Source organism: Streptomyces sp. NPDC096048 (assembly GCF_044763415.1).
Taxonomy (GTDB): domain Bacteria; phylum Actinomycetota; class Actinomycetes; order Streptomycetales; family Streptomycetaceae; genus Streptomyces.
Genome location: NZ_JBIWGG010000002.1, coordinates 551,921 through 574,605 on the forward strand (window position 1 = coordinate 551,921; position 22,685 = coordinate 574,605).

A 22,685-nucleotide genomic window follows, 5' to 3' on the forward strand; every position below is an offset into this window, starting at 1 on the left:
AGAGCGGACGGCGGGAGTCATGCGCCGCTAGCTCAGTTGGTTAGAGCAGCTGACTCTTAATCAGCGGGTCCGGGGTTCGAGTCCCTGGCGGCGCACAGCAAGAGGGCCCCTTCGCTCAGGCGAGGGGGCCCTCCGCTCGTTCAGAAGGTCACGTCCGAGCACGCGTAGAACGCGTTGGCCGTGTCGGCGACCGTCCACACCGCGACGATCACGTGGCGTCCGCTCAGCCCGGACGGCAGCGTGCCGCTGTGGGAGAGCGTGGCCGGCGGCTGCTTGCCGCCGTAGGGCACCGTGAAGAACGGCGTCAAATTGAGGTCGGACCGGGCCAGGTTGTGGTTCTGGTTCCAGCCCTGCTTGGTGACGTAGTACCGGAAGTCGGTGGTGGCGTGCCGGGCGGTGAACTGCCAGCGGAAGTTGTAGCTCTGCCCGCCGTTCACCTTGGTGGCCGGCCACGCCTGGCCGCCCGGCGCCTTCGGACTGTCGAGCGGGGCGAACGGGGTGTTGTTCGCGGAACATATCCGCCCGTCGGCCGGTCCGCCCGCCGGGAAGCCCTTGGGGCCCTCGACGCTCTGCGGCTCCCACTGGATGGCGCCGCACCCGCTGACGGTGCCGTTCTGGCAGACCTTCTGCCTGCTGACCGGCAGGTCGGTGTAGCCGTGGCCGCTGGCGCCGCCGGACGAGAGCACGAGGGCTCCGGTGGTCGCCATGCCCACCGCGACGGCGGACAACTTGGTCTTTGTACGCATACCGCTGCTCCTGTGACGTGGGGGAGGTTCAGTGAGCCGTGCAGGTCTAGACCAAGTCTCAGGTTATTGCCGCGAGTTGAACATGTCCATACCAATCGGAGAACCCGGGGAACGGGTCAGGCCCCCGTGTCCCCCCGCCCCGCGCAGAACGCCACCGTCAGGTCCTTCACCAGCACCTTGCGCTCGTAGTCGTCGAGTTCGACCAGCCCTCGCATGGTCAGCCGGGTCACCGTGTCCTCCACCGAGTCCACCACCGAGGTGAGCACGCTGGCCCGCTGCGCCGCGTCCAGCGCGGCGATCCGGCGCCGGTGCATCGCGGCGGCGACCTCGGGGGCGTACTCCACCCGGACCGGCCGCACCGAGAACACCTCCAGGCCGACCGGCGCCGCGTCCGCCGCCACCAGCCGGGTCAGCGTGTCGCCGGCCACGTCCGCCGAGCTGCGCACCGTGCCGAGTGGCTCCACCGGGACCCGGGCCAGCGCCGCCTCGACGCACTCGCGCAGGTACGTCTCGTGGTCCTCGACGCCCAGCGTCGCCTTCGCGGTGTCCCGCACCCGCCACACCACCAGCGTCACCGCCCGGAGGGCGACCCCGTTGCCGTCGGCCGCGGGCATCGGCTCGCTGCGCCAGTGCCGCAGCCGGACGTCCACCCGGCGGCGCAGCAGCAGCGGGTTCACCCACATCAGGCCGGTGCGCCGCACCGTCCCCCGGTAGCGGCCGAACAGTCCGAGCACCCAGGCCCGCCCGGTCCGGCCCCGGGCCAGCCCGCCGAACCCGAACAGCCCCAGCGCCCCGGCGGCCGCGTACGCCGCCCACTGCGCGGGACCGAGCCCGGCCCCCGCGTACGCCGGCAGCCCGAGCGCCTCGGCCGCGAGCGGCGGCACCAGCCCGGCCCACCAGGAGGTGACCGCGCAGCCCGCCGCACCGCAGGCACCGGCGGCCACGCCCGCGGCGCCGGGCAGCACCCGGGCCGGACGCTCCGTCAGCTCCGGGTCGACGCTCGGCGCCGGGCGCGGGCGCGCGGCGACGGGGCGTCGCGTCCGGGGCTGCTCCCCCGTGCCCTGCCGACGGCCGACGACCGCGGACCGCAGCTCCACCGGCGCCGGATGGGGGTCGTCGCGGAACAGCAGGTGGACGGGGATCTCGGTGGTGGCCTCGTTGTGGATGAGCCGGGCGGGCCGGTGGCCTGCCTCCGCCGCTCCTTCGGGGACCGAGGGCCCGGACGGGGCCGGCGGCTTGGTGTCCGGGTTCGTGGAAGAGGTCGTACTCATGCGTGCTCCAGCCTCCGCGCCAGATGCGTCATGAACGGGTGGTCACCGCTGGGCGGACGGTCAGGAGAAGAGCCGCCGCCAGGTCTCCGGGCCCGGGTAGCCGTCCGCCGCGCCACCGCGCCAGCCCTGGGCGCGCTGGAAGGCCTCGACGCCCCGCCGGTCCGCCTCGCCCCAGCGCGGCCCTGGCCCGGTCGTGTAGTGCTTGCCGAATCCCTTCTTCACCAGCTGCCTGCCGAGCCTGGTGACGTACGGGTTGTCCGCGCCCGGCCCGAACATCGCCCGTCCGGGGTATCCGGCCACCCCGTGCGAGGCGGGGGCCGGGCCGGCCGCCGGGGCCGGGATGTCCTTTCCCCCGCCCGTCCTCAGCAGCCGCCAGGTGCCGGGGCCCGGCAGCCCGTCGGCGTCCTCACCCCGCCAGCCCTGGGCCAGCTGGAAGGCCTCGGTGGCCCTGCGGTCCGCGTCCGACCAGCGGGGGCCCGGCCCCGCGGCGTAGAAGCGTCCGGCGCCGCGGGAGACGAGCATCCGGCCCAGCTCGGTGACGTGCTCGTTGTCGGCGCCGGGGCCGAAGGAGGACGCCCCCGGGTAGGCCGTGGCGGCCGGCGCCCCGCCCGCCGTGGTCGTGGTGACCCCCTTGTAGCGGTAGGGCAGGTACTTGGCGCTGTCGCTCCAGTAGGCGTAGGGCGTGGCGAGCTTGCGGGTGTGCGGCGGGGTCTGTTCGTAGGCCGTGTAGGCGGTGCGGGTGGCGTCCGTCCAGCCGCCGAAGATCACCACGTGGGAGCCTTTCTGGGGGTCGGACGCATTGTGGAACAGCAGGATGTCGCCGGGCTGGAGCTCCTCCTTGGTAATACGGTCGGCGAAGGTGCCGAGGCTGCCCGTCCATTCGTTCGTGGGCAGCTTCCAGGCCATCGACACATAACCGGAGCAGTCCTGCCGGTAACCGTCGGACCAGTAGGCGGTCATGCTGTAGGGCACTTTGGCGGCGACCCAGGTCTTGGCCCGGTCGATGATCTCCGTACGGGTGTTCGCGGCCAGTTCCGCACCGGCGGGAGGCGCCGCCGGCGTACCGGTCGGGCCGTGCAGCGGGGCCCTGGGCCCCTGCGGGGTGTCGGGCTCGTCACCTGCGGGAACGCCCGGCCGGTGGGGGGCGTGAACGGCGGTCGGCGCCGCTGCCGCCTGTCCCGCGCCCAGGGCTCCGACGGTGGCGGCCGCGGTGGCCATGATCAGCGCGCGGTGGGCCGCCGGATGGGCGCGGCCGGCCGGGGCATGCGGCAGGACGCGGCGCCAGTGACGGCAACCGGGGCAGTCGCAGTCGCTCGCGGGGTCGATGTCCTCGAATACGGGAGCCTTCATGCGATTCCCCTCACACTCCCGGTGAAAATGTCCGCGGCGGTGCACTTCGGTACATGTCGGTCAGTTTCTCAACTGTCTTCTTCGCGCGCATGCTGACGGTCCGAATGATGTACACGGCGGCGGGCGCGATCACCGGGCCCCCGGAGGCCCTCGGGGGCACGGTCCGGAGCAGCGTCCGGCATCCGGTAGAGTTGTGCAGGTCAGCAGGCGCCGCTAGCTCAGTTGGTTAGAGCAGCTGACTCTTAATCAGCGGGTCCGGGGTTCGAGTCCCTGGCGGCGCACCGACGGTCGAAGGCCCCCCGTAGCACACGGGGGGCCTTCGGCGTACCCGGCCACCGGACACCTTGCGATCATGGCGAACACCGTAGAACCCTGGTCCGGTTGGGGGGCCGGGTGCCGAGGGGGGCATCATGCAACCGGGGGTCGCCATTCCATGTCTATATAAGGTGTGGATGCCGTGGTGACAGCAACCCACCACTGTTACGTGCGTGAAGGTCGAGGGGGACCCGAGCGGACGATGGAAGCGACGAAACACGCGTGACCCGCGTGTGGGGGGATGACTCATGACGTCGACGCCGACGGGCGCCGGGCAGGACCACGACCCGTCCCAGACCACCCAGCTCAGGGTGCCCGCGCATCGGACCTGGAACACCGGCTCGTTCCGCCGGATACAGAAGACCCTGCCGAGGTACGACTACGAGCACTACAGCCGGCTCGCGGGCCCCCTCACCCAGCCCGACCCGCACAAGCCGTACAAGGTGCAGTACCGCTCGCTGATCTCGCAGGAGCCGCACCGCATCCGGGTCGCGCTGATGCTGGCCGCCGCCCCGCTGCTGTCGGTGGTGCTGCTGGTCTGGCTGCTGCAGCCCACGCACTGGACCGAGCGCGACTACGCGGCCTTCGACTGGCTGCCCGCGCTGGACATCGTGATGCTCGTCTCCATCGGCCTGATCGAGCTGTTCCGCTGCCTGAACGTGCTGTCGAACGCGCACGCGACGCTGGTCGCCCGGGACCCGATCCCGGTGGTGCCCGAGACCGGCACCCGGGTCGCCTTCCTCACCTCCTTCGTGCCCGGCAAGGAGCCGCTGGAGATGGTGACGAAGACCCTGGAGGCGGCCGTCAAGATCCGCCACCGCGGTCTGATGCACGTCTGGCTCCTCGACGAGGGCGACGACCCCGAGGTGAAGGCGGTCTGCGAGCGCCTCGGCGTGCACCACTTCTCCCGCAAGGGCGTCGCGAAGTGGAACATGCCCAAGGGCCCGCACCGCGCCAAGACCAAGCACGGCAACTACAACGCCTGGCTCGACGCGCACGGCGACGGCTACGACTTCTTCGCCTCCGTCGACACCGACCACGTGCCGCTGCCCAACTACCTGGAGCGGATGCTCGGCTTCTTCCGCGACCCGGACGTCGGCTTCGTCATCGGCCCGCAGGTCTACGGCAACTACGACAACCCGATCACCAAGGCCGCCGAGTCGCAGCAGTTCCTCTTCCACGCGCTGATCCAGCGCGCCGGCAACCGCTACGGCTCCCCCATGTTCGTGGGCACCTCCAACGCGGTGCGCATCAGGGCGCTCAAGCAGATCGGCGGCCTGTACGACTCGATCACCGAGGACATGGCGACCGGGTTCGAGATCCACCGCCACAAGAACCCGGTGACGGGCCGCAAGTGGCGCTCGGTCTACACGCCGGACGTGCTCGCGGTCGGCGAGGGCCCGAACGCCTGGACGGACTTCTTCACCCAGCAGATGCGCTGGTCCCGAGGGACGTACGAGACGATCCTCAAGCAGTACTGGAAGGGCTGGTACTCGCTCCCGCCGAGCAAGCTCTTCAACTACACGATGATGATCATCTTCTACCCGATGTCGGCCCTGAACTGGATCCTGGCGGCGCTGAGCTGCTGCCTGTTCCTGGGCCTGGGCGCCTCGGGCGTCAACATCGACCCGGCCGTCTGGCTGATGCTCTACGGCAACGCCTCCGCCCTCCAGATCGGCCTGTACGTCTGGAACCGCCGCCACAACGTCTCGCCGCACGAGCCGGAGGGCTCCGGCGGTGTGGCCGGCATGGTGATGTCCGCGCTGTCGGCGCCGCTCTACGCGAAGGCGCTCATCGACTCCGTGCTGCGCCGCAAGAGCAAGTTCGTGGTGACGCCCAAGGGCGACTCGGCCAGCCCGGACACCCTCTTCGGGACCTTCCGGTACCACTGGTACTTCATCCTGATCTTCGGCGGCTCGATCGCCGCGGGCTTCGTCTACGGCCACGCGCACCCCGCGATGATCATCTGGGCGACGTTCGCGCTGCTGATCACCGCGTCGCCGATGTTCGCCTGGCGCCACGAGCTGCGGAAGGCGAAGAAGCAACCGCCGGCCGCCGCGGCGGAGCCCGAGCCGCGGGTCCCGTCGCAGCAGCAGCCCGCGCCCGCGGACGCGGCACCCGCGCAGGCGTACGCGCCGTACACGCAGCACGCGCCGCACGCGCACGCGCCGCAGCAGAAGCCCAGCTGGGCGGCCTCCGACGGAGGCAACGACCAGACCATGCAGATCGCCCTTGGTGGACTTGGGGGACGTAAGGAATGAAGGACCGTGCCGGCCGCCGCCGCGCCCGTCGCTTCGCGATAGGTACGGCGGTGGTAGTCGCGCTGGCCGGGATGAACGGGCCGTGGCTCTACCGCTTCGGAACCGAGAAATACCACCAGTACAAGATCAACAAGCCGGAGTACAAGGCCGCCAACGGCAAATGGGAGATCATCGAGTTTCCCGAGAAGTACCGGCAGAACACCATCCACGCGGCGCTGCTGCGCACCGGCAAGGTGCTGCTCGTCGCCGGGTCGGGCAACAACCAGGACAACTTCGACGCGAAGCGGTTCGACACCCGGATCTGGGACCCGGTCAAGGGGACCGTCAAGAAGGTATCGACGCCCACCGACCTGTTCTGCACCGGCCACACCCAGCTCGCCAACGGCAACCTGCTGATCGCCGGCGGCACCAAGCGGTACGAGAAGCTCAAGGGTGACGTCACCAAGGCCGGCGGCCTGATGATCGTCCACAACGAGAACCCGGACAAGCCGATCACCCTGCCGGCGGGCACCAAGTTCACCGGCAAGGAGAACAAGAAGACGTTCGTCTCCAAGGACCCGGTCCTGGTGCCCCGCGCCGAGAAGGTCTTCGACAAGGCGACGGGCACCTTCCTGCGCAACGACCCGGGCATCGGCCGGATCTACGTCGAGGCGCAGAAGAGCGGCCGGCAGTACGAGACGGGCACCCAGGACAACTACCGCGTCCACGGCCTGTCGGGCGCGGACGCGCGGAACACGTACGGCATCGCGCAGAAGCTCGCCCTCGACAAGAAGGACTTCCAGGGCATCCGGGACGCCTTCGAGTTCGACCCGGTCGCCGAGAAGTACATCAAGGTCGACCCGATGCACGAGGCCCGCTGGTACCCGACGCTCACCACCCTGAGCGACGGCAAGATCCTCAGCGTCTCCGGCCTCGACGACATCGGCCAGCTGGTCCCGGGCAAGAACGAGATCTACGACCCGAAGACCAAGGAGTGGACCTACACCGAGAAGGTCCGGCAGTTCCCGACGTACCCGGCGCTGTTCCTGATGCAGAACGGCAAGGTCTTCTACTCGGGCGCGAACGCCGGCTACGGCCCCGACGACGTGGGCCGCGACCCGGGCATCTGGGACGTGGAGACCAACAGGTTCACCAAGGTCCCCGGCATGAGCGACGCCGACATGCTGGAGACCGCCAACTCGGTGCTGCTGCCGCCGGCGCAGGACGAGAAGTACATGGTGATCGGCGGCGGCGGGGTCGGCGAGTCCAAGCTGTCCAGCGAGAGGACCCGGATCGTCGACCTGAAGGCCGACGACCCGAAGTTCGTGGACGGGCCGTCACTGGACAAGGGCACGCGCTATCCGCAGGCCTCGATCCTGCCGGACGACAGCGTGCTGGTCTCCGGCGGCTCGGAGGACTACCGGGGCCGCAGCGACTCCAACATCCTCGAGGCCCGGCTGTACCACCCGGACCGCGACGAGTTCGAGCGGGTCGCCGATCCGCTGGTCGGCAGGAACTACCACTCCGGTTCGATCCTGCTGCCCGACGGGCGCATGATGTTCTTCGGGTCGGACTCGCTCTACGCCGACAAGGCCAACACCAAGCCGGGCAAGTTCGAGCAGCGCATCGAGATCTACACGCCGCCGTACCTGTACCGGGACTCGCGGCCGGATCTCTCCGGGGGGCCGCAGACCATCGAGCGTGGTGGGTCGGGGACGTTCACGTCCCGGGCGGCGGAGTCGGTCAAGAAGGTGCGGCTGATCCGGCCGAGCGCGTCGACGCATGTCACCGACGTGGATCAGCGGTCGATCGCGTTGGACTTCAAGGCGGACGGGGACCAGTTGACGGTGACGGTTCCCGAGAACAAGAACCTCGTCCAGTCCGGCTGGTACATGATGTTCGTGACCGACGGCGAGGGCACGCCTTCCAAGGCGGAGTGGGTGCGCGTTCCCTAGCGCTCCCGCGGGTGGGGTCTTCGGGCGCGGGAGCGCTGTGACCGGTCGCGCTCCCGCGGCGGAGCCGCACATGTCACGGCCCCGCGCCCCTGGGTGCCTCAGCCCTGCGCCAGCTTCAAGGCGTACTCGGGCCACCATTCGCCGGCCTTCGGGCCGCCCTTGCACTCGCCGTCCGACTCCCCGGGGCGCTTGACCCACAGGTAGGCGTCCACGAGGGGGTCGGCGGTCTTCGTCGTCGGGGTTTCGCCCAGGGCTCGGCCGGGCGGGTTGCACCAGCGTTCGCCCGGGTCGCCCTCCGTGTAGGGGCCGTTGCCGTTGCGGCTGGTGTCGATGACGAAGTGCTTGCCGCCGATCTTGGCGGAGAGCTGCTTGCCGTAGGCGATGGAGTCCTCGGTGGTGTAGAAGTTCGAGACGTTGACCGCGAAGCCGTCGGCCTGGTCGATGCCCGCCCACTTCAGCGGCTCGAAGATCTGGTCCGGGTGACCCCAGCCGGCGTTGCCCGCGTCCAGGTAGACCTTGGTGTTCTTCAGCGCGGTGAGCTTGCCGACGGCGCCTTTGAGGAGGTCGTAGCGCTCCTCGTGGAACTGCTCCGGGGTGCAGCCGTCCACCAGGTGGAGCACCGCGTCCGGTTCCAGGATGACCGTGGCGGCGCGGTCGCCGATGCCCTTGGCCACGCCGTCGATGAAGTCCCGGTAGGCGTTGCCGTCGGCGGCGCCGCCGCCCGAGTACTGGCCGCAGTCGCGGTGCGGGATGTTGTAGAGGACCAGCAGGGCGGTGCGACCGGCCTCGTCGGCGGCCTCGGTGAAGCCGCGGGCCTGCTCCTCGGGGTTCTCCGGGCTGACCCACTCGCCCGTCGGCTGCTGGGCGATCTTGCGGATCTGCTCGGCCTGGTCCTTCTTGTCGGACTTCTGCAAGGCGGCCAGCTGCTGGGCCGCGTTGCCGTCCGGGTTGACCCAGAACGGGTCGGCCTCCTTGGGCTGCTGGGTTATCCCGGCGCCCGCGTTCTTGTCCTTGCCCTTGTCCTCGCCACCGTCGGACGAGGAGCAGCCCGCGAGCAGCAGTGCCGCCCCCAGCGCCACCGCGGACGCTCGCCTCGTGGACAAGTCTCCGGCCCCCCTGCTGCCGTACATCCAACCCCCCTGGGTGCACCGTTCCAAGGCTCAATCCTGACATACGCCTGTGGCACCCAGGGGGTTGCCGGGTACCGGCCCGAAGGTTCTCCGTCAGGGGCCGGTACCCGTGAGGTACGCCGATACGACCACGTTGGCCGTGTAGCTGTTGGTGGCGCGGTCGAAGGTGCCGCCGCAGGTGATCAGGCGGAGTTCGGCGCGGCCCGTGCGGTGCGGCCCGTAGGCCTGCTGGGCGTCGAAGCCGTCGCGGGTGAGGACCTGGACGTCGTCGACGGTGAACTCGGCGACCTGGGCGTCATCGCGGACCACCCGGATGGTCTCGCCGGGCTCCAGGGTGCTGATCTCGTAGAAGACGGCGGGCTCGGTCTCGGTGTCGACGTGGCCCACCATCAGCGCGGTCCCGGCCTCTCCCGGGCTCACGCCGTCCGCGTACCAGCCGACGGAGCCGGGCCGGTCGAAGGGCGGTGGTTCGACGGCGCCCTCGGCATCGAGGCCGCGGGCGACGACCGGCGCCCGGATGTCGAGCCGGGGGACGTCGAGGCGCTGCGGCAGGGCGTCGCCGAGGGGCGCGTGGGCGGGAGGCAGCGGTACGTCGGGGGGGCGGCCGGCCGCCGCCATGTCGCCGGTGGCCGGCCGGGATATGCCCTCGCGCACGTCGGTGGCCTCGCGGCCCCACAGCCACAGCCCGAGGAGCAGCACCACCCAGGCGATGCCGGTCACCAGGCGGCCGGAGCCGGCGGTGCGTAGCTGGTCCTGTTGGGACATGGTCGGTCAGTCCGTCCTGCGGCTCCGGCTGCGGACGCTGCGCAGCGCGACGGCGACGGCGGCGACGCCCGCGAGGGCCAGCCCGGTCACGGTGTGCGCCGTGCCGGGGGGTTCGGGGCGGGCCTCGTCCCGGGCGTCGGCGGCGGCCAGCCGCGCGGTGCCGCCGCCGCCCGCGTCGACGGGGGCGACGGGAGAGGCGGGGGCGGCCGGGCGGCGCCGCTCGGCGACGGTGACGGTGCCCTCGCGGGCGTCGTCGCCGCACTTGACCTGTACGGCGTACGCGCCGGCCTCCATGGTGGAGCGGACCGTGCCGGCCCCGACGAGGACGCCGTCCTGCGCGGCCAGGGTGAGCCGTACGTCCGAGGCGAACGCCGCCGACACGGCGAGGGCCGTCTTCTCGGTGCAGTCCGCCACGCGGAGCCTGACGTCGCCGCCGGGCGCGGGCGCGGACGGTGACACCGAGACGCCTCCGCCGTCCACCGCGTACGCGGTCGGCGGGAGCGCCGCGATCGGTGCGAGCGCCGCGGCGAGCGCGGCTCCGGCACAGAGAGTGACCTTCAGTGAGCCCATCGTGTACCTCCAGTTACCTGGAGACTCCCCCGCGGGCCGGGCCCCCGCATCCTGCGCGGGGCCCCGACTGCTCCGAACGGGTTACAGCGGGGGCCTGCGGGTTTACCGCCGCTTCACGGGTCTCAGACGCGTTCGACCAGGTCGGCGATGGAGTCGACCACCTTGGACGGGCGGTACGGGAAGTTCTCGACCTGCTCGGGCCGGGTCAGGCCGGTCAGGACGAGGAAGGTCTGCATCCCGGCCTCGATGCCGGCCAGCACGTCGGTGTCCATGCGGTCGCCGATCATCGCGCTGGTCTCGGAGTGGGCGCCGATCGCGTTGAGCCCGGTGCGCATCATCAGCGGGTTGGGCTTGCCGGCGAAGTACGGCTGCTTGCCGGTCGCCTTGGTGATCAGCGCGGCCACCGCGCCGGTCGCCGGGAGCGGGCCCTCGGTGGAGGGGCCGGTCTCGTCGGGGTTGGTGCAGATGAACCGGGCGCCTGCGTTGATCAGCCGCACCGCCTTCGTCATCGCCTCGAAGGAGTACGTGCGGGTCTCGCCGAGGACCACGTAGTCCGGGTCGTGGTCGGTGAGGATGTAGCCGATGTCGTGCAGGGCGGTGGTCAGGCCGGCCTCGCCGATGACGTACGCCGAGCCGCCGGGCCGCTGGTCCTGGAGGAACTGGGCGGTGGCCAGCGCCGAGGTCCAGATGGACTCGATCGGCACCTCCAGGCCCATGCGGCGCAGCCGGGCGTGCAGGTCGCGCGGGGTGTAGATCGAGTTGTTGGTGAGGACCAGGAAGGGCTTGCCGGACTCGCGGAGCCTCTTGAGGAAGGCGTCGGCGCCGGGGATCGGCACACCCTCGTGGATGAGGACGCCGTCCATGTCGGTGAGCCACGACTCGATGGGCTTGCGGTCTGCCATGTGCGGGGTCTCCTGCCTGCGCGGTCCTGCGTGCGCCCCAGCCTAGACGGCGGTCCGATCATGGGGAACGTCAGTTCAGGCGTCAGTTCCCGGCCGCCTCCTTCCAGGCGTCGATGCAGGACGTGAGGTTCTCCTCGATGTCGTCCCAGTCGGGCTCGAAGACCTCCACGCCGTCCATCAGCTTGGTGAGCGCGATGGCGTTGGCGTCGGTGGCCTTGACGTCCTGACGGGCCGCGAAGCCGCCGCCGATCTCGCTGACCTGCTTCTTGCCTTCCGGCTCAGCAGGTAGTCGAGGAGCCTCTTGCCGTTCTCGCTGTGCGGGGCGCCGGTGACCAGGCCGGCCGCGTACGGCAGGGCGAAGGTGGTGGGCTCGCCGCCCTCGCGGGCCGGGAACCACAACTGGAGCAGCCGCTGTCCCTGGCCAGCTGCACCGAGGGCGTCCGTCGCCAGGGCCGTACCCCCGGCCGCGCGCTCGTCACCCTCGACCGCTTCCCCTGCCCCGCCGCGCTCGCCGCCGAGACCGGCCTCACGCGCGGGGAGCCCGTAGGGGCCCGCGACCACCGTGCCGCGCCCCTGCGCGCCGCCCTCCCCCGGTTCGGCGACCAGACGGTCGATCCGCGCCTTGACGGCGTAGTACTTCGGCACGCGCCCGTGCTCCGGGATCCCGGAGCACGGGCGGGGGCGCCCGGGGCCTGGTCGTTCGGATAGTCCACGCAGGGATGGTCGCGGACGGGGGTGGCGGGGGGCAGAGGTGGCGGGAGCGCAGAGGTGGCGGGGATCGCGGGGGGGGGAGCGCGGGGGGCGGGGAGCGCGGGGATCGCGGGGGGCGGGGATCGAGGGGGCGCCCGCCCTGCCGCCCTGGTCCGGTGCGTCTCAGCGGCGCCCGCGGGCCAGCAGTACGGCCGCGGCGCCGGCGGCGACGAGCAGGGCGGTGGCGCCCAGGGCCGCGTCCACCCGGCCCAGTCCGGTGCCGGCGAGTTCGTCGGCGAACGGGATGCGGGTGCCCTGGTCGTCCGGGGTGGCGGCGACGGAGGGAGCGGCCGGGTCGGACGAGGCGGCGGGGTCGGCGGGGCCGGTGTTCTGCCCGGTGGCCGGCTCGCGGGCGTCGATGCGGAAGCGGTAGTCGTTCGACTGGCCGATCCACTCGCCGTCCCCGCCGCGGCGCTGGACGACGGCCGCGTTGGCGGTGACCTCGCCCGGCGCGGTGTCCGAGGTGATCGCGAGCCGCACCTTGACGGTGAGGGTCTTGCCGGGGCCGACGGTGAAGCCGGGGAATCCGTCGCCGCCTGCGCCCACCGCCCCCTCCTCACCGAACGCGCCGATCAGTTCGTCCCGGTCGGTCGTCTCGAAGGCGACGGGACGCGGGCGGGCGCCGTCGTAGAACTCCAGGCGGGGCTGCGCGGGCTCCAGGGCCCGCTTCTCGTCGACGAGGACGACGACCGGGTGGATGCCCTCGCAGGTGCGGGAGGTGGTGTTGGTCAGGTCGAGGTACCAGGTGCCGTAGCCGCCGCCGGCCTCGTAACCGGCGGGGCCGCCGTGGATACGGGTGGTGAGGGGGAAGGTGTGGTCGTCCGGCGCCGTACAGGCGGGCAGCGGGGCCTGGGGGTCCGCGTGCGCGGGGGCGGCGGGCACGAGCACGGCGGACGCGGAGGCGGCGAGGAGGGCGGCCGCCGCCAGGCAGGGGGACGCGGACGTGAACAGTCGCATAAACACATGAGCGTGCCGATGGATCGCGGACGCGGGCACCGCCATCCGGGGCACGACGCCCGGACGGAGGACGAACACCCCTCGATCGGCGGCGGGTGGGCGGGCGTACCGGATCGGCATTGTTTGCGCCAGGCGGCGTGAAAGTGGCGCAATCACGCGTTGCCGCTCCGCTTCGCGAGTCGCAGCCTGAGTGCGGGAGCGCTACGGGAGCGCTCCCATGACCCCGTCCCACGATCACCCCGCCCCACGATCACCCCCACGACCACGACCACGACCACGCCCGCACCATCGACACTCACGGAAAGAAGGACGAGAAGGACTCATGGATTGTCATATACATGCCCATCGCATGGGACGCCGCCTGACGCTCGTCCTGAGCACCCTCGCCACGGCGCTGCTGCCGGCCCTACTCCTGCTGACGCCCCTGACCCCCGCACCCGCGGCGGCGGCGGCGTCCGTGTCCGCGGCCGCGGAGGCGGGACCGGTGCAGGCGTCCCCCGTTCCCCTCCCGTCGCTCGACGCCACCACCACCCAGGTCGCCTCCGGTCTGAGACGGCCCACCGCCCTCGCCGCCCCCGACGACGGCACGGACCGGTTGTTCATCACCGAGAAGCGCGGCACCGTCCGCGTCTACCACCCGGACACCGGCCTGGCCGGGCCCCCGTTGCTCGACATCACCTCGGCCGTGGACGAGACGGGCAACGAGCGCGGCCTGCTCGGCATCGCCCTCCCGGCCGACTTCGCCGACAGTCAGGACCTGTACCTGGCGTACACGGCGCCCCCCGACGGCGCGGTCACCCTCGCCCGTTACCGGCTCGACGAGTCCCGCCTCGAAGTCCTGCTCTCCCAGGAGCACGCCGAGTACAGCAACCACAACGGCGGCCAGCTCGCCTTCGGCCCCGACGGCAACCTGTACTGGAGCATCGGCGACGGCGGCGGCTCCGGCGACCCCTTCGACGCCGGGCAGCGGCTGGACACCCTGCTGGGCAAGATCATGCGCGTGGACGTGAGCCGCGCCTGCGCCCCGCTCGCCTACTGCGTCCCCGCCGACAACCCCTTCGTCGGCATCGCGGGCGCCCGCGAGGAGATCTGGCAGTACGGGCTGCGCAACCCATGGCGGTTCTCCTTCGACCGCGCCGACGGCTCGCTGTGGATCGGCGACGTCGGCCAGGGCCGCTGGGAGGAGATCAACCACCTCGCTGCCGGGCAGGGCGGGCTGAACCTCGGCTGGTCCTGCTACGAGGGGCTGGAGAAGTTCGCCGGCGGCGACTGCGCGCCCGGCGCCGAGTACACCGAGCCGGTCTTCACCTACTCCCCCTACACCGGCGGCTGCTCGGTCATCGGCGGCCACGTCTACCGGGGCGAGCAGTACGCCGACCTGGTCGGCGGCACCTACATCGCCACCGACTACTGCTCGTCCACCGTCTGGGCACTGCGCCCCGACGGCCGGGGCGGCTACGAGCAGGCCGAGATCGGGCAGATGCCCACTCAGGTGACGTCGATCGGCACGACGGTCGACGGGGAGTTCTACGTGGTGAACGACCTGCCCGGCGGCCTGCACCGCGTGTCGTTCACGCGCGAGGAACCCACCTGCCGGGTGGACCGCACGGTCACGGCGTGGGGCACCGGTACGACGGTCGACCTCACGGTCACCAACACCGGTGACGCCCCGGTGAACGGCTGGACACTCGAATTCCCGCTGGCCCTCGGGCAGACGGTCGTATCCGACTGGAACACGGAGCTGACGCAGGGCAGTAACACGATCTCGGCGGGCAGCGCCCCGCACAACGCCGCCATCGCGCCGGGCGCGAGCGTGACGCTGGGCTATCTCGCGGAGCACACCGGGGACGCGTCGCCGCCGCCGCGGTTCATGCTCAACGGGGACGCGTGCGCGGTGGGCCGCTGAGCGTTCCGTACGGGTGGGGTGCGCCCCAGGGGCTCGATCGGCACCGGAAACGCCGATCGCGCCCCGTCCCCGTCAGGCGTCCCTCCGCCCGAACAGCGGCGCGAGCAGCAGCTGGGCCGCGCCCTCCGCGACCCCGCGCGTGCCGCCGGGCGCGATCCGCACCGGTACGGCGCCGTCGCGTCCGCCCTCACGCCGGGCGCGGGCGTCGAGGACGGCGCCGACCCCCTGGACGAAGGCCTCGGGCGCGGCGGCGACGGTACGGCCGCCCAGCAGGACCAGGTCGATGTCCAGCAGCCCCACGAGGTTCGCGGCGCCCGTGCCCAGTACGCGCGCCGCCTCCGCGAGGTCGCCGCGGGCCACGGCAGCGAGACACAGGGCCTCTATGCAGCCCCGGGCGCCGCAGGTGCAGGGCGGCCCGTCCAGCTGGACGACCTGGTGCCCGAACTCCCCGGCGCCGGTCCGGGCGCCCCGGTGCACGCCGCCGCCGAAGACGAGGCCGGCGCCGAGCCCCGTACCGAGGTGCAGATAGGCGAAGGAGCGACCCGCGCGGGCGCCCGCACCACCGCCCTCGCCACCGTCCTCACCATCGTCCGCGCCGCCGCCCTCGCATCCGTCCGCACCGCCGCCCTCGCCACCACCGACGTCGCGGCCCTCGCCACCACCGACGTCGCGGCCCTCACCACCACCGGCACCACCGCCCGCACCACCACCGGCCCTATCGGCACCACCGGCCCTATCAGCACCACCGGCCCTATCAGCACCACCGGCCCTATCAGCACCACCGGCCCTATCGGCACCACCGGCGGCACCGGCGCCACCGGCACCGCCCTCACGAACCCCCTGGCCGTCACCGTCACCACCCCCACCGCTTTCGCCACCCTCACCCCCGCCCGCGCAACCCCCCGTGAACCCGCCCGCAAGGCCGACCGCGAGCCCCAGCGCCGCCGCGTTGGTGTCCTTGTCGACGACGACCGGCACGCCGAGCCGCCGCGCCAGCGCGTCCCGCAACGGGAATCCGTCCCACTCCGGGAAGCCGGTGACCCGGTGCAGCACTCCCCGTACGTGGTCGAGCGGCCCCGGCAGGGCGACGCCCAGGCCGAGAAGGGTGGGCGCGGCGTCGAGGGCTCCGCCCGGCGGGGCCAGCGCGTCGGTGACCAGGTCCCGGGCCACCCGCGCCACCGCCTCCACCACGTCCGCCGCGCCCGCGCCCAGGTCCAGCGGGGAGCGCCGCTCCCCCACCACGGCACCGTCGAGATCGACCAGCACCGCCCGCAGCTCGTCCCGGTCCAGGTGGACGCCGAGCGCGTGGCCCGCCTCCGGCACCAGGCGCAGTACCGTGCGCGGCTTGCCGCCCGTGGACGCGCGGCGTCCGGCCTCGGCGGCGAGGCCGTCCTCGCGGAGCCGGGCGGTGATCTTGCTGACCGCCTGCGGGGTGAGCCCGGTCCGTTCGGCGAGTTCGAGCCGGCTGATGCCCCCGGCACCGGCGGTCCGCAGCAGGTCGAGCACCAGAGCGGTGTTGTGGCTGCGCAGGGCGAGCAGGTTGGCGCCGCCCGCCGCGCCCGGCATGCCGCCGCCGCCCGCCGCGGGGCCCGCGCCGGCGATCACGCCGGCCCCCGTCACACTCCCGCCGTTCATCCTGTTCACGCCCCCATTGTCCCCGGCGCTTGCACTTTGGCAACACCGTTGCGAAAGTGGGAGGCATGACTGGTACTCCCTCCGGCAATCCCCCCGGCAACGCTCCGGGCGCCCCGCTGCGCGTCGGTCTCGTCGGCTACGGCCTCGCGGGCTCCGTGTTCCACGCCCCGCTGATCGCCGCCACCGAGGGCCTGGCCCTGGACACGGTGGTCACCTCGAACCCCGACCGGCAGCGGCAGGCCCGCGCCGAGTTCCCGGACGTGCGGACCGTCGCCGCTCCGGACGAGCTGTTCGACCGGGCCGCCGAGCTGGACCTGATCGTCATCGCGTCCCCGAACAAGACCCACGTGCCGCTGGCGACGACGGCCCTGAAGGCCGGTCTGCCGGTCGTGGTGGACAAGCCGGTCGCGGGCACGGCGGCCGAGGCGCGGGAGCTGGCGGCACTGGCGGAGGAGCGCGGCCTGCTCCTCTCCGTCTTCCAGAACCGCCGCTGGGACAACGACTTCCTCACCCTCCGCAAGCTGCTGGCCGCGGACGCGCTGGGCGACGTATGGCGGTTCGAGTCGCGCTTCGAGCGCTGGCGGCCGAAGCCGAAGGGCGGCTGGCGCGAGTCCGGCGACCCGGCAGAGATCGGAGGTCTCCTGTACGACCTCGGCAGCCACGTCGTCGACCAGGCACTCGTCCTCTTCGGCCCGGCCACGCAGGTGTACGCGGAGTCGGTCGTCCGGCGCGCGGGCGCGGAGGCGGACGACGACACGTTCATCGCCGTCACGCACGCGGGCGGCGTCCGCTCCCACCTCCACGTCTCCTCCACCGCCGCCCAACTCGGCCCCCGTTTCCGGGTCCTGGGCTCGAAGGCCGGTTACGTCAAGCACGGCCTGGACCCGCAGGAGGCGGCGCTGCGCGAGGGCAAGCGGCCGGGTCCCGGCTGGGGCGAGGAGGACGAGTCGCTGTGGGGCCGCGTGGGCTCCGGGGAGTCCCCGCTCACCGGCGGCGGACGCGTGGAGGCGACCGTCGCGGGCGACTACCCCGCGTACTACGCGGCGGTGGCGAAGGCTCTGCTGGACGGCGGCCCGAACCCGGTCGACGCCCGGGAGGCGGCCGCCGCCCTGGACGTACTGGAGGCGGCCCGCCGGTCCGCCCGCGACGGAGTGGTGGTGACCCTGTGAGCCCCGCCCCCGACGCAGCGGTCCCGACCGTGGAGGAACTGGAGGAGCAGGAACGCCGCCTGGTCTTCCGCCGGTTCACGAACGACGACGCGTGGGCGCTGGGCTCCCTCCTGGTCGAGCTGGCCCGGGAGCGCCAGGCGCCGGTCGCGGTCGACATCCACCGCGCCGGCCAGCAGCTCTTCCACGCGGCCCTGCCCGGCTCGACCCCCGACAACGACGCCTGGATCGCCCGCAAGCGCCGGGTGGTGGAGCGGTACGGCTCCGCGTCGTACCTGGTCGGCTCCCGGTTCCGCGCCAAGGGCACGACGTTCGAGGACTCCTCGCGGCTCGACGCCGACACGTACGCGGCGCACGGCGGCTCGTTCCCGATCACCGTGGCCGACGTCGGTGTGATCGGCTCGGTGACGGTGTCCGGGCTGCCGCAGCTGGAGGACCACCGGCTCGTGGTGGAGGCGCTGGAGCGGTTCCTGGGCGACTAGCCCGACCGGCCCCGGCCGGCGTGCTCGGGGAATCACCGGTGGGTACCTGTGGTTGACAGGCAGGTACGCAGGATGATCACGGTGCCCACCGGAGGGATCGCAAACCGATGAACGACGCGACGGCTTCTCTGAAGGAATCGGTCGGACGGTACGGCGTCTGGAGCGCGGGACTGCGCGCCGAGGAAGCGGACCAGGCCGGCGAACGCGCCGAGGCCGCCGCCGAGTTGGAGCAGCTCGGGTTCGGCGCCGTATGGCTGGGCGGCAACAGCGCCGCCCGGCACGCCGCCCCGCTGATCGAGGCGACCTCGCGGATCGTCGTCGGCACCAGCATCCAGAGCATCTGGGAGCACGAGGCGTCCGAGGCGGCGGCGAGCTTCGCCGAGCTGGAGGTGTCCCACCCCGGCCGCTTCGTACTCGGCCTCGGCGTGAGCCACGGCCCGCGGGTCGAGGGGTACAGCCGCCCGTACTCGACGATGGTCGGCTACCTCGACGACCTGGACAAGGCGGGCATGCGGGCCGGCCACCGGGTGCTGGCCGCGCTCGGCCCGAAGATGCTGGAGCTGTCCCGGGACCGGGCGGCCGGCGCGATCCCCTACCTGGTCACCCCCGAGCACACGGCGCAGGCCCGCGAACGCCTCGGCGAGGGCCCGCTGCTGGCCCCGGAGTTCAAGGTCGTACTCGACTCCGACCCGGCCCGCGCCCGCGCGACGGCCCGCTCCTACCTCGCCATGTACCTGACGCTCCCGAACTACACCAAGAACTTCCTCAACCTCGGCTTCACCGAAGCGGACGTCACCGACGGCGGCAGCGACCGCCTCATCGACGCCGTCTTCGCCTGGGGCGACGAGGACACGATCCGCACCCGCATCGACGCCTTCCACACCGCGGGCGCCGACCACGTGGCCCTCCAGGTGGTGGAGGACGACATGACGTCCCTCCCGAGGGAGGGCTGGCGCCGGCTGGCTTCACTCCTGACGTGAGGAAGGCGCCCCCGAAGGGGCGCGGGGAACTGCGCGACCAGCCACGACGCACCGTCAGCCGCCGGCACACCGCAGTCCCCCAGCGCCCCGGCGGAGCGCCTACGCGTTCTTCAATTCCTGCCGCTGCCGCCCAAGCCCCTCGACCTCCACCTCGACCACGTCCCCCGCCCGCAGATACGGCTTCGGCTCGGGCTGCCCCATCGCCACCCCCGCGGGCGTGCCCGTGTTGATGACGTCACCGGGCCGAAGCACCATGAACTGGCTGACGTACCGAACGACCTCACCCACCGGGAAGATCTGGTCCGCGGTCGTCCCGTCCTGCTTCAGCTCCCCGTTCACCCACAGCCGCAGCGACAGCCGCTGCGGGTCGGGGACCTCGTCGGCGGTCACCAGCCAGGGCCCCAGCGGGTTGAACGTCTCGCAGTTCTTGCCCTTGTCCCAGGTCCCGCCCCGCTCGATCTGGAACTCCCGCTCGGACACGTCGTGCGCGACCGCGTACCCGGCGACGCACGCGAGTCCTTCCTCCGCCGACTCCAGGTAGCGGGCCGTACGCCCGATCACGACCGCCAGCTCCACCTCCCAGTCGGTCTTGACGGAGCCGCGCGGCACGAGCACCGTGTCGTCCGGCCCGACGACCGTGTCCGGCGCCTTGAAGAAGACGACGGGCTCGGCGGGCGGCTCGGCCCCGGTCTCGCGGGCGTGGTCGTGGTAGTTGAGCCCGATGCACACGATCTTGCCGATGCGCCCCACGGGCGGACCGACGCGCAGCCCCGTGCCGTCCAGGGCGGGCAGCTCACCGGCCTCGGCGGCGGCCCGTATCCGGCCGAGCGCGGCGTCGTCGCCGAGCAGCGCTCCGTCGATGTCCGACACCACGCCCGACAGGTCTCGCAGGGTCCCGTCGGCGTCGAGCAGCGCGGGTCGCTCCGACCCCGCCGTACCGACTCGCAACAGCTTCATGATCCCCAACTCCTCGATCGCGGGCAGCCCGCCCGATGAGCTGCGACCTGAGTGCGGCAGTGACGCGACAAGCATCGGAGGACTGTTCGATCGTCCAAGGTCGGAGTCCACTCCGCAATACCCCGTTCACGTACTGGACCGTAGCCACGCGTCCTGGACGCCGGACCATGGCCACGCGCCGGGCAGCCCGCTCACAGGTGTCGGCCTCGTCGGCCTCATCGGAGTCAGCGGTGTCAGCGGTGTCAGCGGTAGAGGACGGCCCGCTCCACGGCACTCCACGTCGTACTGGTGACGACGTACAGCGCGGCGGCCAGCGGCACCACGGCCACGGTGACGAGCGTGAAGAAGGACATGAACGGCATGACCTTCGTGATCGCGCCGAGCCCGGGCACCTGCTCCCCGCCACCGGCGTCCGCACCGGTCGGCAGCATCGGCCGTTCGGCCATCGTCCGCTTGGTGAGCCGGTAGCTGAAGACGGCGACCCCGGCGACGAACGCGAACAGCACGGCGTACACGAGTCCGGCACCGCCCACCGGCCCACCGTCCCCGAGCGCGTCGGCCCACCGCCCGCCGAGCGGGGCGGCGAGGAGCTGGTGCGAGAGCAGTTCGTTGGGCTGCCCGCCGATCGAGGAGCTGGAGAACAGGTGGTAGAGGAGGAAGAAGGCGGGCACCTGGCACAGGCTGGGCAGGCAGCCCGACAGCGGCGACACCTTCTCCGCGGCGTGCAGTTCGAGCACGGCCCGCTGGAGCTTCTCGGGGTTCCTGGCGTGCTTGCGGCGCAGTTCGGTGATCCTCGGCTGCAGCTCGGTGCGCGCCTTCTGCCCGCGGGCGGCGGCCCGGGACAGGGGGTGGACGAGGAGCCGTACGAGGGCGGTGAACAGGACGATGGCCGCGGCCGCGGCGGAGGCGCCGAAGAGCGGCTGGAGCAGGTCGGCGAGGTGCTCGACCAGGTTGGCGAAAACGGACATGGGTGGGTGAGCCCTCCGGGGGTCTCGTCGTGCCGGGGTCAGGGGAATGACGGCATGACGACACGACCGGCGCGGGGCCAGGTGTGGAGGAGGCTGTGCCCTACGCGGTGGTCGCCGGGAGGGCGTGCCCGGGTGCTCGGGGCCGGCGGCGGCCGCGGGCGTCGGGATCGCGTTGGGGCAGGAAGGCCGTACGCAGGTCTCGGTCCCTGATCGCCGTACGGACCCGGGTGGGCGGCACGGCGGGCGCGCAGCGCGCGGCGATGACGGCGCAGACGGCGAGCGCGGAACCGACGGCGGCGGTCGCGGCGAGCGCGACGGTGGCGGAGAGGCTGCCGACGTCGACGAACGCGACGGGGAGGAGCACCAGCAGCAGCACGAGAAGGGGGCGCGGGACGGCCCGTTTTCGGGTCATCGGCCACTCCCCCTCTCGTACGCGCGTTTGCCCCAGTTATACAGGAGTCCTACGACACCCGGTATCGGCATCGCGAGGCCATCGGCCCCCTCGGGCGCCCGCCCGGGGGCACGGGTCACCGCCCAGCGGGTACCTCACCTTCGTCACCTCTCGGCAGTACGGTGTCCATCATGCGCCCCGACACGCCCGCCGAAAACGTCGACCACACCGCCGAAGCGGCACGCCTGGAGCGGACCGCCGGCCTCTACCCCGAGGACGCCGAGGCCCTGCTCCTGCGCGCAGCGGCCCACCTGGAACTGTCCGGCGACCGCCCGGCCGCGACCAAGCTCTACGACCGCCTGCTGTCGCCCTCCGACACCGGCCCCTCCGGTCTGGAGAACCCGTCCCTGGTCCGTGCTCTCAAGGCCTCGAACCTGTGGGAGTACGACCACGAGGCGGAGGCCAGGGCGATCATCGACGGCGTCCGCGCCGCGGCACCGCGCGACCCGGCCCCCTGGGTGATCGTCGCCGAGGCCCTGGAAGCCCACGACGAGCTGGAGGCGGCGCACGAGACGTTCACGGAGGGCGCCCGCCTGCTCCTGACGGACGTGGCGGAGCCCCCGTACTCGACGCACCCCCTCCTCTACGGCCGTCACCGGGTCCGCAGGATGCTGGGCCTCCCGCACGACGAGTGGGACGCCCTGGCCGACACCCTCCACACCATGCCGGTCTCCCTGGACGAGCTGCACGACCCGAAGCGCGTGTGGTCCCTGGGCTCGGACGACCCGGCCGACCTGGAGGCGGAGATCTCCCGCCTGCGCGCCGAACTGGGCGCCTACCGGGAGGCCCTGTCCCGCCCCTTCCCGGTGGCGATGCTCCACTGGCCGGCCGGCGAACTGACGGAACTCCTGGAGGCGTACCCGCCCCTGGCCACCGAGTACCCGTCCTACGACGACCACCTGGCGACGATAGAGGCCGCCCTGCGCGAGCTGGCGTCGTCCGGCACCCCGAACCTGGGCGTGGTCCGGGGCACGGTCCCGTCGTACGAGGCGTTCGCGGCCTCGGAGGGCGCGTCCCCGGCCGACCCGTCCCTCCTCCCCCAGTACGCCACGACGCTGGCGGCACGGGGCCGCGCGGTGGCGTGGCCGCCGCAGCGCGGGGCGGCGTGCTGGTGCGGATCCGACCGGCCGTACGCCGAGTGCCACGGCCTCGAAGGTACGGGCGCGGCCGACCGATGAGTTCCCGCGCG

19 protein-coding genes, 2 tRNA genes and 2 pseudogenes are annotated in these 22,685 nt (G+C 72.4%); 10 read left to right on the forward strand and 13 right to left on the reverse strand.

All coding sequences use genetic code 11. The features are described from left to right. Window positions 1-21 precede the first annotated feature (21 nt). Window positions 22-95: transfer RNA gene (locus ACIQ6R_RS07140), tRNA-Lys, on the forward strand. A gap of 45 nt (window positions 96-140) precedes the next feature. On the opposite strand, the gene ACIQ6R_RS07145 is transcribed toward ACIQ6R_RS07140, so the two are convergent. From ACIQ6R_RS07145 to ACIQ6R_RS07155, 3 genes are all read right to left on the reverse strand, one after another. After that, entirely contained in the window at window positions 141-746 is a 606-nt protein-coding gene (locus tag ACIQ6R_RS07145) for a lytic polysaccharide monooxygenase (protein ID WP_404177126.1), read from the reverse strand. A gap of 116 nt (window positions 747-862) precedes the next feature. After that, window positions 863-2,017, reverse strand: a complete 1,155-nt coding sequence (locus ACIQ6R_RS07150) for an SPFH domain-containing protein (RefSeq protein WP_404219400.1) — start codon at window positions 2,015-2,017, stop codon at window positions 863-865. Between the two features lie 60 nt (window positions 2,018-2,077). Then, the gene (locus ACIQ6R_RS07155) at window positions 2,078-3,367 is read right to left on the reverse strand and encodes a peptidoglycan-binding protein (RefSeq protein WP_404219402.1); all 1,290 of its coding nucleotides are present in this window, start codon (window positions 3,365-3,367) and stop codon (window positions 2,078-2,080) included. Window positions 3,368-3,574: 207 nt separating this feature from the next. On the opposite strand from ACIQ6R_RS07155, the gene ACIQ6R_RS07160 reads away from it, so the two are divergent. From ACIQ6R_RS07160 to ACIQ6R_RS07170, 3 genes are all read left to right on the forward strand, one after another. After that, window positions 3,575-3,648, forward strand: a tRNA-Lys gene (locus ACIQ6R_RS07160). A 282-nt stretch (window positions 3,649-3,930) separates the two neighbouring features. Continuing rightward, complete coding sequence (locus tag ACIQ6R_RS07165) at window positions 3,931-5,943, forward strand: glycosyltransferase family 2 protein (RefSeq protein WP_404219404.1); 2,013 nt, start codon at window positions 3,931-3,933, stop codon at window positions 5,941-5,943. Further along, window positions 5,940-7,877, forward strand: a complete 1,938-nt coding sequence (locus tag ACIQ6R_RS07170; RefSeq protein WP_404219406.1) for a galactose oxidase-like domain-containing protein — start codon at window positions 5,940-5,942, stop codon at window positions 7,875-7,877. The genes ACIQ6R_RS07165 and ACIQ6R_RS07170 overlap by 4 nt, the downstream gene beginning before the upstream one ends. A 98-nt stretch (window positions 7,878-7,975) precedes the next feature. On the opposite strand, the gene ACIQ6R_RS07175 is transcribed toward ACIQ6R_RS07170, so the two are convergent. The 4 genes from ACIQ6R_RS07175 to ACIQ6R_RS07190 all read right to left on the reverse strand — a co-directional run bounded on the left by ACIQ6R_RS07175 (window position 7,976) and on the right by ACIQ6R_RS07190 (window position 11,244). Beyond that, window positions 7,976-9,007: a glycoside hydrolase family 6 protein gene (locus ACIQ6R_RS07175; RefSeq protein WP_404177112.1), complete on the reverse strand. Its 1,032-nt coding sequence runs from the start codon at window positions 9,005-9,007 to the stop codon at window positions 7,976-7,978. A gap of 93 nt (window positions 9,008-9,100) precedes the next feature. Next, complete coding sequence (locus ACIQ6R_RS07180) at window positions 9,101-9,772, reverse strand: class F sortase (protein ID WP_404219408.1); 672 nt, start codon at window positions 9,770-9,772, stop codon at window positions 9,101-9,103. Window positions 9,773-9,778: 6 nt separating this feature from the next. Then, a complete protein-coding gene (locus ACIQ6R_RS07185) occupies window positions 9,779-10,342 on the reverse strand; it encodes a hypothetical protein (protein WP_404219410.1) in 564 nt (187 codons plus the stop codon). 122 nt (window positions 10,343-10,464) lie between these two features. Then, window positions 10,465-11,244 carry an HAD-IIA family hydrolase gene (locus ACIQ6R_RS07190; protein ID WP_404219413.1) on the reverse strand — a complete coding sequence of 260 codons (780 nt, stop codon included), beginning with the start codon at window positions 11,242-11,244 and terminating at the stop codon, window positions 10,465-10,467. A gap of 276 nt (window positions 11,245-11,520) precedes the next feature. Between ACIQ6R_RS07190 and ACIQ6R_RS07195 the strand changes: the two are divergent. Beyond that, window positions 11,521-11,790, forward strand: a pseudogene (locus tag ACIQ6R_RS07195) (hypothetical protein); the annotation flags it as partial. Here the strand turns inward: ACIQ6R_RS07195 and ACIQ6R_RS07200 are convergent. Further along, window positions 11,791-11,957, reverse strand: a pseudogene (locus ACIQ6R_RS07200) (GntR family transcriptional regulator); the annotation flags it as partial. 160 nt (window positions 11,958-12,117) lie between these two features. Continuing rightward, entirely contained in the window at window positions 12,118-12,951 is an 834-nt protein-coding gene (locus ACIQ6R_RS07205) for a hypothetical protein (protein ID WP_404219415.1), read from the reverse strand. A 349-nt stretch (window positions 12,952-13,300) separates the two neighbouring features. Between ACIQ6R_RS07205 and ACIQ6R_RS07210 the strand changes: the two genes are divergently transcribed. Beyond that, the gene (locus ACIQ6R_RS07210) at window positions 13,301-14,857 is read left to right on the forward strand and encodes a PQQ-dependent sugar dehydrogenase (protein ID WP_404219417.1); all 1,557 of its coding nucleotides are present in this window, start codon (window positions 13,301-13,303) and stop codon (window positions 14,855-14,857) included. 72 nt (window positions 14,858-14,929) lie between these two features. Here ACIQ6R_RS07210 and ACIQ6R_RS07215 read toward each other — a convergent pair whose 3' ends face one another. Further along, the gene (locus tag ACIQ6R_RS07215) at window positions 14,930-16,423 is read right to left on the reverse strand and encodes an ROK family protein (protein ID WP_404219628.1); all 1,494 of its coding nucleotides are present in this window, start codon (window positions 16,421-16,423) and stop codon (window positions 14,930-14,932) included. A gap of 134 nt (window positions 16,424-16,557) precedes the next feature. Between ACIQ6R_RS07215 and ACIQ6R_RS07220 the strand changes: the two genes are divergently transcribed. From ACIQ6R_RS07220 to ACIQ6R_RS07230, 3 genes are all read left to right on the forward strand, one after another. Next, window positions 16,558-17,661 (forward strand): Gfo/Idh/MocA family oxidoreductase, encoded by a 1,104-nt coding sequence (locus ACIQ6R_RS07220; protein WP_404177094.1) that lies wholly within the window; start codon window positions 16,558-16,560, stop codon window positions 17,659-17,661. Then, a complete protein-coding gene (locus ACIQ6R_RS07225; RefSeq protein WP_404219420.1) occupies window positions 17,658-18,140 on the forward strand; it encodes a heme-degrading domain-containing protein in 483 nt (160 codons plus the stop codon). Before ACIQ6R_RS07220 ends, ACIQ6R_RS07225 begins: the two co-directional genes overlap by 4 nt. Window positions 18,141-18,247: 107 nt before the next feature. Next, window positions 18,248-19,120, forward strand: a complete 873-nt coding sequence (locus ACIQ6R_RS07230) for an LLM class F420-dependent oxidoreductase (RefSeq protein ID WP_404219422.1) — start codon at window positions 18,248-18,250, stop codon at window positions 19,118-19,120. Between the two features lie 99 nt (window positions 19,121-19,219). Here the strand turns inward: ACIQ6R_RS07230 and ACIQ6R_RS07235 are convergent, their stop codons facing one another. The 3 genes from ACIQ6R_RS07235 to ACIQ6R_RS07245 form a co-directional block, all read right to left on the reverse strand. Next, a complete protein-coding gene (locus tag ACIQ6R_RS07235) occupies window positions 19,220-20,077 on the reverse strand; it encodes a fumarylacetoacetate hydrolase family protein (protein WP_404219424.1) in 858 nt (285 codons plus the stop codon). Between the two features lie 242 nt (window positions 20,078-20,319). Further along, window positions 20,320-21,045, reverse strand: coding sequence for a YidC/Oxa1 family membrane protein insertase (locus tag ACIQ6R_RS07240; RefSeq protein ID WP_404219426.1), 726 nt, complete (start codon window positions 21,043-21,045; stop codon window positions 20,320-20,322). A 100-nt stretch (window positions 21,046-21,145) separates the two neighbouring features. Further along, window positions 21,146-21,457, reverse strand: a complete 312-nt coding sequence (locus ACIQ6R_RS07245) for a DUF6412 domain-containing protein (RefSeq protein ID WP_404219428.1) — start codon at window positions 21,455-21,457, stop codon at window positions 21,146-21,148. 170 nt (window positions 21,458-21,627) lie between these two features. Here ACIQ6R_RS07245 and ACIQ6R_RS07250 point away from each other — a divergent pair, with 170 nt between their 5' ends. After that, the gene (locus ACIQ6R_RS07250) at window positions 21,628-22,674 is read left to right on the forward strand and encodes an SEC-C domain-containing protein (RefSeq protein ID WP_404219430.1); all 1,047 of its coding nucleotides are present in this window, start codon (window positions 21,628-21,630) and stop codon (window positions 22,672-22,674) included. Window positions 22,675-22,685 lie beyond the last annotated feature (11 nt).